Source organism: Streptomyces sp. NPDC048496 (assembly GCF_043200055.1).
Lineage (GTDB): Bacteria > Actinomycetota > Actinomycetes > Streptomycetales > Streptomycetaceae > Streptomyces.
The window spans coordinates 1-16,439 of sequence record NZ_JBICXB010000078.1 but is presented as its reverse complement, the minus strand read 5'-3'; the positions used below and the strand labels follow the sequence as shown (position 1 = coordinate 16,439).

Here is a 16,439-nt window from a genome sequence, read left to right as displayed (position 1 = left end):
GACCTCCCCGCTCCTCGGATGGAACGGATGGATCAACCGCACAGATCCATCGTCACCACGGCGAACGAGCGCATTCGACAGCTCACGCCAACGCCCCAGCCGAGAGCTTCTTCGGGCTGCTGAAAGCGGAGATCGGGACCATCGTCTGGGAGTCCCACCAGGCCGCCCGAGCCGACGTCTTCCGCTTCATCGAGGTCGAGTACAACCGTACCCGTCTACGCAAGCACCCCGTCTACGGGTACGTCACCCCACTCGAAACCAGGGCACCGACGACGCGAGACCTTGCCCCCGCAGCGTAACCACCCACTGTCCATGATCAGGGGGGAACTTCCAAGGCCGGGTAGTTAGCGCTTTCGCCCTGTGGGCTGGTTGAGTAGGGGGGCGAAGGAGTCGCGAGGGCCGGGAACGACAGCACGATACCGAGTCCCAGAACAACACCAGGACGGGCCAGGGCAAGGCCGGCGGTACCACAGGCACCACAGGAACCACACACGCTTCCTTCACGTCTAAGGCGATATCCAAGGCAACAGCGCCGCCGACTCCGCCAACTTCGCCGTCCCAGACCACTACCGCACCCACTCCCGGCCGCGGCTCCGGCCTGTCGGAGGAGAGCAGAAGGTCGTCTCCTTGCTGTGCGGTCAGCAGGATGCAAGCCGTGAGAGGCCCCGTCACACGATGAGCAGTACTTCAAACACGTCGACGCACCACACGTACACGATCGGCGCATCGAGCCAGCGCAACACCGAGCTCGCGCTGCTGGTGTTCGCCGTCGTCATCCCGGTGTTCGCCTACGCCAACGTCGGGCTGGCCATCAAGAACCAGGTGCCGTCCGGCCTGCTGAGCTATGGCCTGGGCCTGGGCCTGCTGGCCGGCGTCGCCCATCTCGTCGTACGGAAGTCCGCGCCGTACGCGGACCCGCTGCTACTGCCGCTGGCCACGCTGCTGAACGGACTCGGCCTGGTCGTCATCTGGCGGCTGGACCAGTCCGAGCTGCTGCAGTCGATCAAGCAGGCGGGAACAGCCGCGCCACGGCAGCTGATGTACACGACGATGGGTATCGCCCTCTTCATCGTCGTCCTGATCTTCCTCAAGGACCACCGCGTCCTGCAGCGCTACACCTACATCTCCATGGCGGGCGCCCTGTTCCTCCTGCTGCTGCCGCTGGTCCCGGGCCTGGGCGCCGACATATACGGCGCCAAGATCTGGATCCACGTCGGCAGCTTCAGCATCCAGCCCGGTGAGTTCGCGAAGATTGTGCTCGCGATCTTCTTCGCCGGCTACCTGATGGTCAAGCGCGACGCGCTGGCCCTGGCCAGCCGCCGCTTCATGGGCCTGTACCTGCCGCGCGGCCGCGACCTCGGCCCGATCCTGGTCGTCTGGTTCCTCTCGATTCTGATCCTGATCTTCGAGACCGACCTCGGCACGTCGCTGCTGTTCTTCGGAATGTTCGTCATCATGCTGTACGTCGCCACCGAGCGGACCAGCTGGATCGTCTTCGGTCTGCTGATGTCCGCAGGCGGCGCCGTCGGCGTCGCGTCCTTCGAGTCGCACGTCCAGCAGCGTGTCCAGGCATGGCTCGACCCGATGAAGGAGTACACGCTCAGCCGCCAGGACGTGGCCGGTCACTCCGAGCAGTCGATGCAGGCGCTGTGGGCGTTCGGCTCCGGCGGCACCGTGGGCACCGGCCTCGGCCAGGGCCGCTCCGACCTCATCCGGTTCGCCGCCAACTCCGACTTCATCCTCGCCACCTTCGGCGAGGAACTGGGCCTGACGGGCATCATGGCAATCCTGCTGATCTACGGCCTGATCGTGGAGCGCGGCGTACGTACCGCCCTCGCGGCCCGCGACCCGTTCGGCAAACTACTCGCCATCGGCCTGTCGGGCGCGTTCGCCCTGCAGGTCTTCGTCGTCGCCGGCGGTGTGATGGGCCTGATCCCGCTGACCGGTATGACGATGCCGTTCCTGGCATACGGCGGTTCCTCCGTCATCGCCAACTGGGCCCTCGTCGGCATCCTGATCCGCATCAGCGACACCGCACGCCGCCCCGTGCCCGACCCCCACCCCGATCCCGATCCCGAGATGCTCCAGGTGGTGCGCCCGTGATATCTGGTCGTACTGCTGGCGGATCAGATCCCAGTTGATCGTCTTGGTGGACAGCGCCGACGCCAGGTTCGGCCAGCTCTTGTCCTCCCTGCCGGCCGGCCGGTACGGAAGTGGCTGTCACAATGGTCGGCATGGATCTCCCTCCCGACACCGTGCTCGTCTTTGACCGAGACGAAGACCTGATCCTCTTCGAGTCCTTCGTGCACGCCACGAACTACCTGGAGGCGATTGATGTGTCGGAGGGCGAGTACACGGCGGCCTACACTCCTGACGGCCGATTGCTGGCACTCACCGCCCCCGAAGCGTGGGAGGGCACGGTCGTTCTGACCAGGACCGATGGAGTTGACCTGGCCGATCTGGAGCGGAGAGTGGCCCGCTACTGGCAACTCCATCAGGCAGGACAGCCCCCGCGCGACCCACTACAGACAGCGCGTTTCCTGATCGACAGGGACAACCAGCCTCGCAAGGGATGGGTGAAGCGACTCACCGACCTGCTGAGTCCTGACAATCGTGGGAATGGGCCAGCGTCACTGTTGCATGATCACCCCGATGAGTGAGGCGGCGCTGGACGATGACCGGCGCGGATATTGCCACGGGCGCGACGAAAAGCCCGCCTTGCGTTCGTAACGCCGGCGCCGGCGCCGGCAGACGTCATGCCAGGTTGGACTGCATCTCACCGTTCCTATCCAGTGCGCATGAGTGAGTCCTGGACCCACTGCTGTGTACTGGGCGCGTCCCGAACGGTGTTGGATGCGCTGGGTTCCCGCTTTCGCGTCCCGTTCGGTGGCGGCTCTCCAGGGGGCCGGTCCGTTGTGGGTGGGCGGGTTCCCTCACGTCCTCGGGTGCTCGGTCCGGCCTGGGCGGTCCGATGCCCCGCACGATCACTCCGGTCGTGTGGGGGCGGTGCCGTCCGACGCCGGACCGGGTGTCCGAGGGCGCGTCGTCCGGCTCCCTCCTGACGCCGCCGAACGGCCGCACGCATCGCAAGCCGCGGGTCCACCGGCTCCAGCCGTGGCCGGCCTTCCACCGTGCTGCGCCGCAGGCCAAGGTCCAGCAGGCGCTCGGCGGCGCCCCGTACCCGCCCCGGTTCGGCGCCGAGCCCTTCGGCCCAGCCGGTGACCCCGGCGTCGGGGTGGCGCAGTGCCTCCAGGTAGACCCGCCGGTCGAAGGGCGGGACACCCAGCCCCTCCCATTCGGCCTCGGGCACCACATCCGCGTCCGTCATGTCCGCTGTCTCCGCTCCCCGCGCAGCCCTGCAGGCGCGATGAAGGTGCCCGAGTCGGCACAGCTGACCGCGATGGTGGACGCGACGTGGGCAGCCGTGTCCCCGGTGATCAAGGTCATTGTCGACGGCGTCGCCGCCTTCTCCGGCTCGGGTAGCAGGCTCATCTCCTCCGGCGAAGGCGTCGCCGCCGCGGCACTGGGAAGGCCCGCCGGCGACAGGTCGACGCAGTCTCTTACGGGGGATGTGCATGGGACGTTCCCCTCACAGGTTCAGAAAATCGCGCGCCAAAGTCCCGATGCTCGGCAAGCAGAGCACCGGGTACGCCAGGCGATGTAGCGCTGCGCAGAAGCTAGTGCCCCTCCCGGCAAGCTTTGCCCCGTCGCGTCGTCCAGCACGCCTGCTCGCCGCGTTGGCCACAAGCCCTGGTAGCTCCTTCCCCAAGCTCTCAGCTTCGTTCGAGCAGGGGAGACCCCATCCAAGGACTTCCGGCCGCCTTGCGATCGCACGCACTGGACGACGCTCCTCACGGGGCAAACATTGCCGGTCACGGCACTAGTCGGAAGGACCGGTCCCGCAAAAGAGCTGAATCTGACGGCTTGTAGACCTGGCGACAATCCGCCATCTCCTCGACGCGGGAAGGCATGGCGCTCTCTCATCACGAGGAGCCGGCGTGGGGCAGCATCCCTAGCGTGAACTCTGCCAGCAGCATCAGCCGGTCTTGATGGCGAAGGGGCCGCCGTCGCCGAACGCGAGTCGCGCGAAGTTCTCGCCGATGCGGCGGTGTCCTGCCGGATCAGGGTGGACCCCGTCGGGCAGCGGGAATTCGGCGTAGTCCCTCTCGCCGTACAGGTCACGGCCATCGAGGTGGTACAGGTTCGGGTCGTCAGCCGCCCGCTGTTCGACGATCCGGGCGAGTTCGTCACGGATGACGTTGAGCGTCAGGCGCCCGGCGGCGCGTTCGGCCGGATCGCCCGTCGCCTTGAACCGCAAGGTGCCGCCGTCGAAGTCGGGGGCGAGAGGGCCGGGGGTGTCCTCCTGGACCGGACACAGGATGGGGGACACGACCAGCAGCGGCGTGGTCGGATGCCCCTCGCGGATGGTGTCGAGGAAGCCGTGGACCGCGGGGGTGAAGGCGCGCAGGCGCATCGCGTCGGTATTGACGACATTGATGCCGACCTTGACGCTGATCAGGTCCGCGGGTGCGTCCCGCATCGCTCGGGCGGTGAACGGGTCCAGCAGCGCGCTGCCGCCGAACCCCATGTTGAAGAGCTCCACTCCGCCTTGGGTAGCTGCCAGGGCCGGCCAGATAGCGGTCGGATGAGTGGCATTCGAGCCGTGGCTGATGGAACTGCCGTGGTGCAGCCACACCCTGCGCTCGCTGTCCGGCGCCTTCTCGATGGGGGCGTCGGTACGCAGGGCGATCAGCTCGGTGATCTCCGTATGCGGGAGCCAGATCTCGACATCCTTGTCACCCGGTGGCAGATCGGTGAACCGGGCGGTGCCGGCAGGCCCCTCTGACAGCTCGGAGGACTGGGTGACCATGTCGGTGATCGTGCGCACGTTACCGCCGGTCACCGTGGCCTGGGCAACGAGACGGCCATCGACCAGCAGGTCGTACACGCCGTCCGCCGGGGCCGGGAACCCTCGGTAGACCCGCTTGGTGGGCAGCGTGTCCAGTTCGATCGTGGTGGCCCGGGTACGGAAAACCAACCGCACGCCGGAGGGCTGGGCCTCGGCCACGGCCAGTTGGTTGTCAGGGATCTGCCGGCGCGCCCGGGCGGGCAGCCGATGTGGCAGCAGACCGTGCGCGGTCGCTTCCACGTCGAGGAAGCCGCGCAGGATGTCCGCGGTGACAGGTGTGGTGATCGTGTCGTGCTCGGTGTTCATTGCCTCAGCCTGGTGATCAAGATTTCGGAATGTTCAGATGTGCCGGTGCCCGGCGCGGCGGACCGCCTCCGGCGGTGCGGCCCCCTGCTGGTCAGGGTGTGGTCCGGTTCCGTAGCAGAGCGTCGAGGGAATCCACGATCCAGGCCCAGGATTCCTGCGCGCCGGGGGCGCTGTGCTCGAAGCCTCCGGCCAGCTCCAGGCTGACGTAGCCGTGGAAGACGCTGCCCAGCATCCGGACCGCGTGCGTCTGGTCCGGCTCCGTCAGGTCATAGCCGCGCAGGATCGCCCGCGTCATCTGTGCGTGCCGCACCCCGGCGCTGGCGGCCGCCGTCTCGGGGTCGAGCCGGAGACGGGCGGCGGTATAGCGACCGGGGTGCTCCCGGGCGTAGTCGCGGTAGGCATCCGCAAAGGCGGCCAGGGCGTCCTTGCCGGCACGCCCGGCCAGGGCATCGGCGACCCGGTCGGCGAGTTCCTCCAGGGCAAACAGGGCGATCCTGGTCTTGAGCTCCTGGGAGTTCTTCAGGTGTGAGTACAGACTCGCAACCTTGACGTCGAACCGCCGGGCGAGCGCCGAAACGGTCACCTGATCGAAACCGACCTCGTCGGCCAGTTCCGCCCCCGCCAGGGTCAGACGCTCCGCGGTCAACCCCACTCTAACCATGACCTTCCTCCATTCAGCGATAGTCATTATGCATTTGCCTAAAGCATATAGGCAAATTAGCCTGCTGCTCATGAAACCGCTGACTGAGCAAGAGATCCGTACCGCGTTCGTGAACTGCACCAAGGGCGAGGCGAAGCGCCTGTCCGTCCCTCGCGACCTGGCCGAGCGGCCCTGGGACGACCTGGACTTCCTCGGCTGGCGTGACCCCCAGGCCCCCGACCGGGCCTATCTCGCCACCGAGCTGGACGGCCACCTGGTGGCGCTCGCCCTGCGCTGCCCCAGTGCCACCTCCTGGCAGATGCGGCGCAGCATGTGCTCGATGTGCATGACCACCCACACCGGGGGCGTCTCGCTGATGGTCGCGGCGAAGGCGGGCAAGGCCGGGCAGCAGGGCAACTCCGTGGGCGCCTACATATGCAGCGACCTTGCCTGCCCGCTGTACGTGCGGGGCAAGAAGGATGCGGGCGTCGGCGCGCGGCTTCCCGAGTCGCTCACCTTGGATGAGAAGATCCAGCGGACCGTCGCGAACCTCGCCGCGTTCATCGCCAAGGTCACCGCATGAAGCACCAGCCATGCACGCCACACCTGCCCGTATTGGATGTGACGCGGCGTCATCTGCGGTGACAGGTGTGGTGATCGACACCGTGGACTTTCCCAGGGATGGCGACGGGTGCCGTTGGGATGCCACCTCGCACGACCCGGTGACCCGCGTGCGGCTCCAGGGCGTCGGGCACGTCAAGGTTCACCAGCACCGGGCCGTGATCGGAAAGGTCAAGACCGTCAGCGTCAAGCGCGAGGGCTGTAAGTGGTTCGTCGTGCTGACCGCCGAGCAGGCCCGGCCCGATCCGCTCCCGCCGACCGGCAGTGTCGTCGGCATCGACCTGGGCGTCACGAACTTCCTCGCCGATTCCAACGGCGGTTTCGTCCCCGGTCCGCGGCCCGGGCGTATCGTCGCCGCGAAGCTCGAAGCCGCGCAGCGGGCCCTTTCCCGGTTCCCCCGCCGCAAGCACAACCGGGCGGCCAACCACCGGCGCGTCGTGGAGAAGGTCGCCGGGCTGCACGGCAAGGTTCGCCGTCAGCGGCTCGACCACGCGCACAAGACCGCTCTCGCGATGGTCCGTGAACACGATCTCATCGCGCACGAAGACCTCAGGATCCGCAACATGAGCAAGGCCCCTGCGCCGAAGCCCGACCCTGACCGGCCGGGCAGGTTCCTGCCGAACGGGGCCGCGTCCAAGGACGGGCTGAACCGCTCGATCGCTGATGCCGGGTGGGGGGTGTTCCTCGCAATCCTCAACGCCGAGGCTGAAAGCGCCGGACGGGAAGTGATCGCCGTGGATCCCCGCAACACCTCGTGGCGGTGCCCCGAATGCGGGCACACCGCCAGGGAGAACCGGCCCGCACAGGAGAAGTTCCACTGCGTCGCGTGCGGCCACCAGGCGCACGCGGACACCGTGGGAGCAACCAACGTTCTACGGGCCGGGCTGGTCCGTAGAAACGCCAACCCGGCGTAACGAGAAGCCCCCTCGTTCACGAGGGGAAGGAGTCACCCCACCGAGCCGACCGACAAGCTGTACGAGCAGCTCCTCGCCGTCCTCGAAGGCGCCACACCCCGGGGCGAACCTCACCCGGCCGACTGGTCCGCCGACGTCGACCTCACCGGCGCGCTCCGCTACCGGAAGAAGGATGCCCGCCGGACTGGTCGGTGTCATCAGACTCAGGGCTCTCGCCCTCCACGGCGTCCAGAGCTCAGCAGCCGCCGGTCCGAACCGCATGATCGCGACGATGGCTGCCGCGGTCACCCCGCCCGGCGAGCACCCGGGGTGCGGCGTCGGATCACTTCTCGGCGCGCAGAGTGCCGAGAAGCCCGTCGTTCTCGCCGTTGATTCCCGCCGCGAACCAGACGCTGTCCCTGCCGCCCGACTTGTCGGTGCCGCGCTGGAGGCCCCACAACCCGGGGATCACGATCGGGTTCCCGTTGCGGTCCGTCAGGGTTCCCTCGAACCGGCCGGTCCTCAGGTCGAAGGCGTTGATCTTGCCGTCTCCGAAGTTGCCGACGAGCAGGTCACCGGAGAACTTCCCGAACTTCTTGGGCGCCGTCTCGAGGCCCCAGGGCGAGTTGAGCACGCCGTGGCTCGCGAAGCGTGTGAGCAGCCTGCCCTCCGTGCTGAACACGTCGATGAAGCCGTTGCCGGGACCGGCGACGTCGTCGTGCTTGTCGGCGTCCTGCTTGGCGTAGGTCACGAAGACCTTGTCGCCGATCAGCTTGATGTCGAACGGCGCGAAGCCGCTCTCGATGTTCGGATCCTGGAACCGGTCGTCCGGCAGCAGGAGGTGGAAGTTCGTGTCGAAGCTGTCGATGCGGGCGTCACGGAAGTTCGCGACCAGCAGGCGCGGCTTGTGGCACTTGTCGCCCTTCTTGCAGTCCTCCCCGTACTTCTTGCCGTGCCCGCACTCCTTCTTGCCCGGCACGATCGTCAGGCCCTTGAAGACGGCGGTCTCGCCATCACTGTCCTCGTGCGCGACCCGGACGGCGTTCGTCGGGTTCACGTTCGGGTTGAAGGCGAAGACGTCACCGTCCTCCCCCGCGAAGAGGAAGCGGGCGACCCCGGACTTCCCGGACCAGGAGTCGGTGAAGCGGAAGGCGTCGGTGTCGTTGCGCACGACCCCGGTCGGGGCGCCGCCCTCGGGGATCGACACGACCTGAGGGAGGATGTTGACCGGCTGGTTGTGCACGGCGCCCGAGTACGTCGTGGCCTTGTCCGAGCCGTTGTCCGAGACGAAGATCTTGCCGGCGGGCGTGCGGGCCAGACCCCAGGGGTTGACGAGGTTCGGGTCGGTCGTCTCCGCCCTGCCCGGGATGTCGGACACGAGATCGCGCTGGCGGAAGCCGTGATCGGCCTTGGACGGCGCGTCCTCGGCCCCGGGCGGCGCCGCGGCGCCCAGTGCGCCGAGCGCGCCCAGGGCGAGCGTGACCGCGGTCAGCTGCCGCAGACTCGGACGGGGTCTACGGGCCGATGTCTGTGATGCCATACGGATACTCCTGTTCCAGTACGGGGCAAACAGGTAAAAGTCATCTCATGTAATAGCAACTACACACATCAACGACACGCAGAGCACGTCATCGGCAGGCGGAATTTCACGCCGCTGTCCACGCCGATTCGTACGCCGCCGTGGCCAGCCGCTCCTTCGGAACGAACCGCACGTGCGGGTGGCCGTGGTTCCGGCCGGCCGACAGGCGCAGGCCGCCGACGGGGCCAAAGGACCAGGCTGATGGTGACGGCGGGCGGCCGAGATGACGCCGCCGACGGCGAAGCCGACCCGGGCGCCGTAGGTGTCGGTGATCCAGCCGACGACCGGCGCGCGCCCAGCGGCGTACCGCCCATGAAGACCATCATGAACAGGGTCATCACCTGGCCACGTCTTCGGGCGGGGCGCCGGAGCAGGTTTGGCCCGCATCAGGGCACCAGGTAGGGAAATTCAAAAGTCGTCATCAACAACCCGAAGGCCGGCTTCGACGACGTCGTCACCGAGTGCTACAGCGAGGACCCCGTGATGGTCCGGTCCGGGCTGAACAGGCTGCAGCCGCCGCCGGGCGCGGGAGACATTTTGACCGCACAGTCTCCCGGGCCGGGCCACGGTGCACCCACCAGCCCGGTCACCGCAACCCCGGGCCGGAGAGCAGCCGTCCGGCACCCCACCCGAAGACCCCGCGCTGCAACCAGCGGCAGCCGCGGCAACCGTCTGCGCCGGCCCGGCCCTACCCGACACCACTGAACGGCTCACCGCGCATTGGTCCGCCCGCACCCGGGTGTCGCGGCAGTCGCCCGCCGGTGGTTGCGGCCCTAACCCGCTGCCCGGGCACGGTTTGTGCCGGCCGGGCCGAACGGCGGTGACCACCCCGTGTCCCGGCCCCGCTGACAATTCCCGTCACCGTCAGACAGGCCACCTCCTGTGAAGACCGCGCTGCTGACCGAGTCCGCCCGCGAGACCTTTGCCGCTCATTACGGCGACTTGAGTCCTGTTGTGACTTTGACCGTCACCACCACCCGCGACACCCACCGGGTGTGTTCTACGACGTCGAGTGTGATCGTCCGCCACGACGACGGCGCCTGAACCGAACTCGACATGGACCAGACCGGGTTGGCCGAGGACCTTGCCGAGCACGCGGGTGAGGAGCTCGCCGCCAGTGGCGCTCTGGGCCCGCTGACGCTGCGCCTGGCCCCCGAGCCTGTCAGCCGGCGGCCTGCCGTCACGATGTCCCCGGCCTCCGCGCCCTGGCCGATCGTGGTCAGCACCCGCGACAGCTCCGCCGCGCCGTCCAGCCGCAGACCCCCCACGTACCCGCCCGACCGGCGCACGTCATACATGCAGTCCGTCCATACGGCGACTACCTCACCGGCCACCGGTCCCGACTTCCGCGCGATCACGTCCAGCCGCGCCGCCTCCGCCCGTGCGATGCACTCGGCAACCGGCACAACCCGCGGACCTGTGGCCACCGGCACCGCCGCCTCCGCAGCGTCGACCGGCACGGGCGCATCGTCCGGGGTGACGTCGACCGGCGCCGCCGTTGTGGTGCGGGGGCGCACCGAGGTGCGCCGAGCTCCGCCCCGCGCGCCCTTCCCCACAGGTTCACCGGCCCCGCACGCTGAAGGGCGCACGGCGGAAAGGAGCCGGGCGCGGCGTATCGGCCCGGACCGGTCCGCGCAGGGAGGACGTCATGGAGCAGACAGCGGATCAGGGGCCTTCCGTGCAGGAGGTCGGAGCGTGGTACGACCGCTTGGGGGGTCTGTACGGCCTGACGATGGGCGACAGCATGCACCTGGGCATGTGGGACGACGGGGTGCGCCCGAAGCCCGGGCGGACGCTGTCGGCGGACGAGGCGTGGCAGGAGCTGACAGCCGCGCAGGACCGGTGGACCGACGAACTGATCGACGAGCTCGCCCTCGGGCCCGGGCAACGAGCGCTGGACGTGGGCTGCGGCACCGGACGGCCCACGGTGCGTCTGGCCCACGTCTCCGGCGGGCATGTCCTCGGTATCACCGCCAGCAGCGCCCAGGTCGAGCAGGCCCGCGCCCGCGCCGCCCGCGCCGGCGTCGCCGACCGCACCGAGTTCCTGCAGGCCGACGCGATGAACCTGCCGTTCGAGGACGCGTCGTTCGACGCCGTGTGGGCGATCGAGTCGTTCGCCCACTTCGCCAACCGCCCCCGTGCTCTGCACGAGGCCAAGCGCGTCCTGCGCCCCGGTGGCCGGCTCGTCCTCGCGGACTGCTTCGAACACGTCCCGTTCACCGACCAGGACGTGGCGCTGTTTCGCGCAGGCTTCGCGCTCGCTCGCCTACCCGGCTCCCTCGACGACTACCCAGCCCTCGCCCGGCAGGCCGGCTTCACCATCGACCGCGTACGTGACAGGACCGGCGACTTCACACCCACCTACCACCTGATCCCCCAGATCTTCGCGGCACGTCGCCAGCAGATCGAGGAACTCCTGGGCACCGACATCGCCACGCAACTGGACTCGGCCTATCCGCTGATCCTCGGCCTGTGCCGGGACAAAATGGGCTACGTCATGGTCCGTGCTGGCAAACCTGCTCCGTGATCGCCACGCTCGCCGACCGCCTGTCCTGGCGGCAGACATACATCCTGCTCGCTTTGGTCCCAACAGCCGTCACCGTCCCCGCGCACGCACTCGCTTTCAACGCCCTCTGGCCGTCCGGCTGTCGACGTGGAAGCACTGCGCGCCGACCATCTGGAGACGCTCCACACGGATCTGGAGGCGCTGGAGGCAACCGCTGAGCAGCTGCGCAGGCTCCAGCACGTAGGGCGGGCACTCGCTGACGAATCGAAGGTACGCGCCCGCCGGGCCGGGCCTCCCGTCGGCACCGTGCCGCGTCTGGATCGGGAGGAGGACCGGCGTGCACACCACCAGCAGCAGCCCGGCCACGGGGGCAGCGATCAGCATGACGGCGGTGGCGCATGGCGGAAGCGACGCTCTTCACGGACGGCGAGTTCTTCTTCCAGGACCAGGTCGAGGAATTCGAGGTAGGCCAGCTTGCCGGCGTCGGTCCGGCCGACGTGCTCGGCCGGATGCAGGGGGACCGCTTCACCGGGGGCGACATGGCGGCGGACCACGGTCTTGGTCCGGTCGTAGACGATCACGCCGGGCACCCCACCGTAATGCGCGAACGCCCGGCGGTGGTATTTCCAGAACGCCGCCAGGTATGCGGCCGTCGCGGTGCAATGGGCCCCGGGTTCGGACAAGGGGCGTGCGGCTTCCGGCTGCCGGTGTCACCAGCTGCCGTGGCCGCCGTCCCCGTGCCCGCCGCCATGGTGGCCGGCGCCGCCTGCGCCGCCCTCGGACCAACTGCCCGGGTCCAGGTCGTGGCCGAGGCTGTGGCCGCCGGTGGTGAAGTCGGCGTAAAGGTCGCTGAGCTCGCCGAGGAGTTGGCGGGTGAGGACATCGGCACCGGTGGTCAGTGCCGCAGCGAGTTCCTCGTCGGCTGCCGGGGCCGCCTTGGCGGTTGCGGGGACGAGGCGGAAAGTTGCGGCGAGGGTGGCCAAACGGCGGCGGTCGGTGATGCCCCGCAGGCCTGGGTAGGCGGCAGGGGCGAGGCCCGCAGCCTGGACGAGGGCGGCGAGGGTGAGGTCGCGGTCGGCGGCGGACATTTCGGAGCCGGAGCGGACCACGCTGTCGAGACGGGCCAGCAGCGCCTGGCGGCGCGGTAGGTCGACGGAGAGAATGTCGTGGCGGGTACGGCCGCTGGGGTCGCGCCAACGGCGGACGCGGACCGCCTTCTGGTCCTCCAGCCGGGAGAGGTATTCGGTGGTGAGGGAGCGTGATGTCCGGCGCAGCCAGTCCTTGAGGCTGGGCGGGGGAGCGGTTGCGCCCAGACTGCGCAGGACGTTGTTCAGGCGGCGGTCCTCGACGCGCTGGGAGTCCATCACCTCGATCCGCCGGGGGCCGACGGCGATCCGTCCGGCCAGGCCCAGATCCGCCAACTCCGATGCCCGCAGGGCGAACCGGAGCCGGTCCTCGGCCCGTATCCGTATTCGCCGCCTGCCGGGGCGTATCGCGAGCAGGAGCAGTTCATCCCCCATAGTCATACGTGCCAGGGTATGCGCGGCCGTCCGTGGAGGGGGGTCCTCCGCGGCCCCTCTGTGCTCGCTCCCGTCGGAGGTCCCACCGGGCCTCAAAAGTCCAAGCGTGGCAAGGGTTTCCAGTGTGCCGACCGTGCAGGAGCGCCCACTTCTGGGATGCCAAGCCCAGACGCACAGGTCACTGTGTGAGGACCCGTGAGTCAGTCAAAAAGGGCCGTCTCTTGATCTTCGGGGGGAATCCCGGCGTTTACGCCGTAGGGATGCGATCCCTGGGGCGGAGGCGCGGAGCGCCGGAGTGCTCTGCGCCGTTGTCGGTGGGGCCCACTATGTTGATCAGGAAAGCCGAAGGGGGTGGGCTGGGTGATTCGTGCGTACACGTTCCTGATGCGGCCCACCCGCGGCCCGGGCGTATCGCCGCCGCGAAGCTCGAAGCCGCGCAGCAGGCCCTCGCCCGGTTCCCCCGCCGCAAGCACAACCGGGCGGCCAACCACCGGCGCGTCGTGGAGAGGGTCGCCGGGCTGCACGGCAAGGTTCGCCGTCAGCGGCTCGACCATGCGCACAAGACCGCTCTCGCGATGGTCCGTGAGCACGATCTCATCGCGCACGAAGACCTCAGGATCCGCAACATGAGCAAGGCCCCTGCGCCGAAGCCCGACCCTGACCGGCCGGGCAGGTTCCTGCCGAACGGGGCCGCGTCCAAGGACGGGCTGCCCTGAGGCGCAGTAGGCGGTGACGGCCGTGCCCCCGTGGGTGGTGAAGGCCACGACCGGCATCAGGGTGGTGGAGGTGTGGCCGTCCTCGTCGGTGTGGACGTTCTTCAGTACGGCGACGACGCGGGCGGGGACGGCGGACATGGAGTCCAGCGTGTTGAGATGGCGGCTCCTGTCGCGTGCGCTCTCAGGCAGGTAGTACGCGATGGAGACGGTCCAGGGCACGCTGAAGCCGAGCAGGGCCCACGGCCAGCCCCAGTCGATCGCGGCGACGACGACCAGACCGACGTAGACCAGGAAGACCGCGAAGTTCGGCCAGCCGAGCCCGTACTGACGTGCGCTGAGGTCGCTGGTGAACCGGAAGCCATGGGGTCTCCCGCGCAGGTAGCGGACCCCGATCTCCCGGCCCGTCCAGGCTGTTGTGACCCTCTCGCCGTGCTCACCGTCGTTCGTCACGGTGAACTCCTGCCCGGTGGACGGGTCGCGGAAGGAGACGACCACCGGTATCCCGTCGTTCAGGGAGCCCCCGTGCCGGGGCTCCCGCACCCGCTCGATCCGTCCCCTGACCCGGACCGTCCGCTGGACCCGGGTCACCCCGGCCAGCGACCTCCCGTACCCGATCAGCGCCAGCGCGCCGAACACCGCGCACCACAGCGCCAGAAGTCCGTGCCAGTCCATGCGTCTGTCTCCTGTCCGACGACGAAGCACACTGCGAGTGGACTGTCGACGACCCGGAGCGCCCTCCGCCGCGGACAGCCCATCGCGTGCGAGATCTACCAGCGGCCCCAAGTCACCGCACAGCCCCCGGTCCTGGCGGGCCCCTGCCGGGCCCTGTGGTCAGCCCGCCGGGGCGCGCTGCACCACCTTGCCCTCCCCGTCCGCCTCCAGCGAGGCCGCGCCTTCGGGCCCTGTCACAAGGACCCTGACGGTGAGGGAGCCGGTGAGGCGGTCAACGGTGATCTGCCAGGACTGCGGGGGGTCGACGCTGAGCGTGGTCGTGGCCTCCTCGACCAGAGCGGGGAAACGGTCGTAAGGCAGGGAACCCGGGTCGAACTGTGGGGCTTGTGAACCGGTGGGCGAGAACACGACGGACAGCAGGCGTTCCTGTACGACGACGGTGAGTGCCCGGCGGCTGTCCTTGCCCTTGGTGAGCGCGTCCATGGCCCGGCGCAGTTCGCCCTTGTCACCGAACGACTGGTCCGGGCCGAGGGCGACCGTGCCGGACGCCGACGACACGACCGTGGTCGATGACGTGGAGGAGACGGACGGCTGAGCAGCGGAGGGCGGCTGTGCGGAGGCGTCCTCGCCGAACAGGTCACCGCGGAACAGGAGGAGCACGGCGGCCGCGCCGAGCAGCAGGCCGAGGAGCGTGACGAGGCCGGGGGCCCAGCTGTCCGGGGGATCGCTCGCCATGGCCGGCCCGGGCGCCGAGTCGAGGCGGGCCCCGGCCACCCGCTCCTCCCACTCGGGTGTCGGCCGCTTCACGATCCTCACCCGCCACGGCTGGTGGGGCGGGTACTGGACCACCAGGACGCCGCCCGGCCGGTAGTCGGGCAGGTCGACGAGGTTGATCTCCTGCCTGACCTCGACGCGGTACACCGGCGCGTCATCCGGTGCGACGGTGAGATCGAACCGCACCGGTACATCGCCCGACTCACCCCCGACGGCCTGCAGGCTCTCGATCATCGCGAGAGCCGTACGGGGTGCGACCGCCGCCTCCCGGGCCCGCCGTGGCACACCCGCGAGGAAGAGGAGCAGCCCGTAGACCGCGGGCGCACCCAGCCCCGTGACGATCAGCGGCACGCTCTCCGCGTTCCCGCCCACGACGAGAGCGGCCAGCGACGCCCCGATCACACCCCCCGTGAGGAAGACCCGGGCGAGGGCGACGGGCGTGGTGTGCGTGGGGGGCGCGCCCGCGGTGATCGTCATACGGCGATTGTGCCGGGCCCAGATGACGGCCGACAGACCTCTGACCGACCTTCGAAGGAGCCGTCGGCCGGGAGGTCACGGCGCGATCGCCTCGATCGCGTCCCTCAAGTGGTGCAGCACGGGCCCGAGTTCGTCCAGGGCGGGAGTGGCCAGGGCCAGCCGAAGCGCTGCAGGGCGAAGCGGACCGGAGGCGAAGGCGTCCCCGGTGGACACGAGGATCCCCTCCGCCGCGAGCACGTCCGCGACCCGGTCGGGGCGCTGGTGCGGCTCCAGGCCGAGCCACACCGTGTACGAGGCCGGGTGGGCCGTGACGTCCAGGCCGGCGAGCGCGGCGCGGGCGATGTCCTGCCGGGCGGCGGCGTCCTTACGGCGGTCCTGCTCCAGGCGCTTCACCGTGCCGTCGGAGAGCCAGCCCGTGGCGAGCGCGGTGACGACACCGGGGGCTCCCCAGGCCGCCGTGCGAAGAATCCTGGTCACACTCTCCACATGACGGCCGGGCAGTACGGCGAAGCCGAACCGCAGGCTGGGCGCCACGTTCTTCGACAACCCGGCGACGTAACAGGTGCGTTCGGGTGCCAGGGTCCGCAGCGGAACAGGAGGCGACGCTTCGAGGAACGCGTAGGTGCCGTCCTCGATGATCAGACAGTCCTGTGTGCGGGCGACGGCGACCAGGCGGTCGCGCTGCTCCCGGTCCAGTACCCAGCCGAGCGGGTTGTGCACGGTGGGGATCGCTTGAAGTGCTCTCCCGGCTGAAGCCGGGAGATTCCCGCTTACCTTGCGGCAGCGGGCTTGACGCGCTTCGTGCGCCTGACGACTGCCCTCCCGG

14 protein-coding genes and 5 pseudogenes are annotated in these 16,439 nt (G+C 69.2%); 8 read left to right on the top strand and 11 right to left on the bottom strand.

What is annotated here, in order from left to right:
* The 3 genes from ACGFSA_RS33140 to ACGFSA_RS33130 all read left to right on the top strand — a co-directional run.
* On the top strand, positions 1–299 hold a 299-nt coding region (locus ACGFSA_RS33140), incomplete at its 5' end, for an IS3 family transposase (RefSeq protein WP_393309730.1).
* Positions 300–675: 376 nt separating this feature from the next.
* Complete coding sequence (locus ACGFSA_RS33135; RefSeq protein WP_393309729.1) at positions 676–2,103, top strand: FtsW/RodA/SpoVE family cell cycle protein; 1,428 nt, start codon at positions 676–678, stop codon at positions 2,101–2,103.
* 131 nt (positions 2,104–2,234) lie between these two features.
* Complete coding sequence (locus tag ACGFSA_RS33130) at positions 2,235–2,660, top strand: hypothetical protein (protein WP_393309728.1); 426 nt, start codon at positions 2,235–2,237, stop codon at positions 2,658–2,660.
* 125 nt (positions 2,661–2,785) lie between these two features.
* Here ACGFSA_RS33130 and ACGFSA_RS33125 read toward each other — a convergent pair.
* A pseudogene (locus tag ACGFSA_RS33125) lies at positions 2,786–3,049 on the bottom strand (IS200/IS605 family accessory protein TnpB-related protein); the annotation flags it as partial.
* Here ACGFSA_RS33125 and ACGFSA_RS33120 point away from each other — a divergent pair.
* Positions 2,972–3,664: a hypothetical protein gene (locus ACGFSA_RS33120; RefSeq protein WP_393309731.1), complete on the top strand. Its 693-nt coding sequence runs from the start codon at positions 2,972–2,974 to the stop codon at positions 3,662–3,664. The pseudogene ACGFSA_RS33125 and the gene ACGFSA_RS33120 sit on opposite strands and share 78 nt — an antisense overlap.
* 372 nt (positions 3,665–4,036) lie before the next feature.
* Here ACGFSA_RS33120 and ACGFSA_RS33115 read toward each other — a convergent pair whose 3' ends face one another.
* Positions 4,037–5,215, bottom strand: coding sequence for a GDSL-type esterase/lipase family protein (locus tag ACGFSA_RS33115; protein WP_393309727.1), 1,179 nt, complete (start codon positions 5,213–5,215; stop codon positions 4,037–4,039).
* A gap of 91 nt (positions 5,216–5,306) precedes the next feature.
* Positions 5,307–5,876, bottom strand: a complete 570-nt coding sequence (locus tag ACGFSA_RS33110) for a TetR/AcrR family transcriptional regulator (RefSeq protein WP_393309726.1) — start codon at positions 5,874–5,876, stop codon at positions 5,307–5,309.
* Between the two features lie 70 nt (positions 5,877–5,946).
* On the opposite strand from ACGFSA_RS33110, the gene ACGFSA_RS33105 reads away from it, so the two are divergent.
* Positions 5,947–6,438: an FBP domain-containing protein gene (locus ACGFSA_RS33105; protein WP_393309724.1), complete on the top strand. Its 492-nt coding sequence runs from the start codon at positions 5,947–5,949 to the stop codon at positions 6,436–6,438.
* Between the two features lie 76 nt (positions 6,439–6,514).
* Positions 6,515–7,390: pseudogene (locus ACGFSA_RS33100) on the top strand (RNA-guided endonuclease InsQ/TnpB family protein); the annotation flags it as partial.
* A 322-nt stretch (positions 7,391–7,712) separates the two neighbouring features.
* Here the strand turns inward: ACGFSA_RS33100 and ACGFSA_RS33095 are convergent.
* The 3 genes and pseudogenes from ACGFSA_RS33095 to ACGFSA_RS33085 form a co-directional block, all read right to left on the bottom strand.
* Positions 7,713–8,909, bottom strand: coding sequence for a TIGR03118 family protein (locus tag ACGFSA_RS33095; protein ID WP_393309723.1), 1,197 nt, complete (start codon positions 8,907–8,909; stop codon positions 7,713–7,715).
* A gap of 106 nt (positions 8,910–9,015) precedes the next feature.
* Positions 9,016–9,298 (bottom strand): annotated as a pseudogene (locus ACGFSA_RS33090) (MFS transporter); the annotation flags it as partial.
* A 582-nt stretch (positions 9,299–9,880) separates the two neighbouring features.
* Positions 9,881–10,408: a hypothetical protein gene (locus ACGFSA_RS33085; RefSeq protein WP_393309722.1), complete on the bottom strand. Its 528-nt coding sequence runs from the start codon at positions 10,406–10,408 to the stop codon at positions 9,881–9,883.
* 188 nt (positions 10,409–10,596) lie between these two features.
* Between ACGFSA_RS33085 and ACGFSA_RS33080 the strand changes: the two genes are divergently transcribed.
* Positions 10,597–11,475 (top strand): class I SAM-dependent methyltransferase, encoded by an 879-nt coding sequence (locus tag ACGFSA_RS33080; RefSeq protein WP_393309721.1) that lies wholly within the window; start codon positions 10,597–10,599, stop codon positions 11,473–11,475.
* Positions 11,476–11,571: 96 nt separating this feature from the next.
* On the opposite strand, the gene ACGFSA_RS33075 is transcribed toward ACGFSA_RS33080, so the two are convergent.
* The 3 genes and pseudogenes from ACGFSA_RS33075 to ACGFSA_RS33065 form a co-directional block, all read right to left on the bottom strand.
* The gene (locus ACGFSA_RS33075) at positions 11,572–11,838 is read right to left on the bottom strand and encodes a hypothetical protein (RefSeq protein ID WP_393309720.1); all 267 of its coding nucleotides are present in this window, start codon (positions 11,836–11,838) and stop codon (positions 11,572–11,574) included.
* 107 nt (positions 11,839–11,945) lie between these two features.
* Positions 11,946–12,080: pseudogene (locus ACGFSA_RS33070) on the bottom strand (integrase core domain protein); the annotation flags it as partial.
* Positions 12,081–12,164: 84 nt separating this feature from the next.
* Positions 12,165–12,980 (bottom strand): GPP34 family phosphoprotein, encoded by an 816-nt coding sequence (locus tag ACGFSA_RS33065; RefSeq protein WP_393309719.1) that lies wholly within the window; start codon positions 12,978–12,980, stop codon positions 12,165–12,167.
* A gap of 386 nt (positions 12,981–13,366) precedes the next feature.
* Here ACGFSA_RS33065 and ACGFSA_RS33060 point away from each other — a divergent pair.
* Positions 13,367–13,684, top strand: a pseudogene (locus ACGFSA_RS33060) (transposase); the annotation flags it as partial.
* Positions 13,685–14,521: 837 nt separating this feature from the next.
* On the opposite strand, the gene ACGFSA_RS33055 reads toward ACGFSA_RS33060, so the two are convergent.
* Positions 14,522–15,613, bottom strand: coding sequence for a hypothetical protein (locus ACGFSA_RS33055; protein WP_393309718.1), 1,092 nt, complete (start codon positions 15,611–15,613; stop codon positions 14,522–14,524).
* A 75-nt stretch (positions 15,614–15,688) separates the two neighbouring features.
* Positions 15,689–16,333, bottom strand: a complete 645-nt coding sequence (locus ACGFSA_RS33050) for an aminotransferase class I/II-fold pyridoxal phosphate-dependent enzyme (RefSeq protein WP_393309717.1) — start codon at positions 16,331–16,333, stop codon at positions 15,689–15,691.
* Positions 16,334–16,439: the final 106 nt, after the last annotated feature.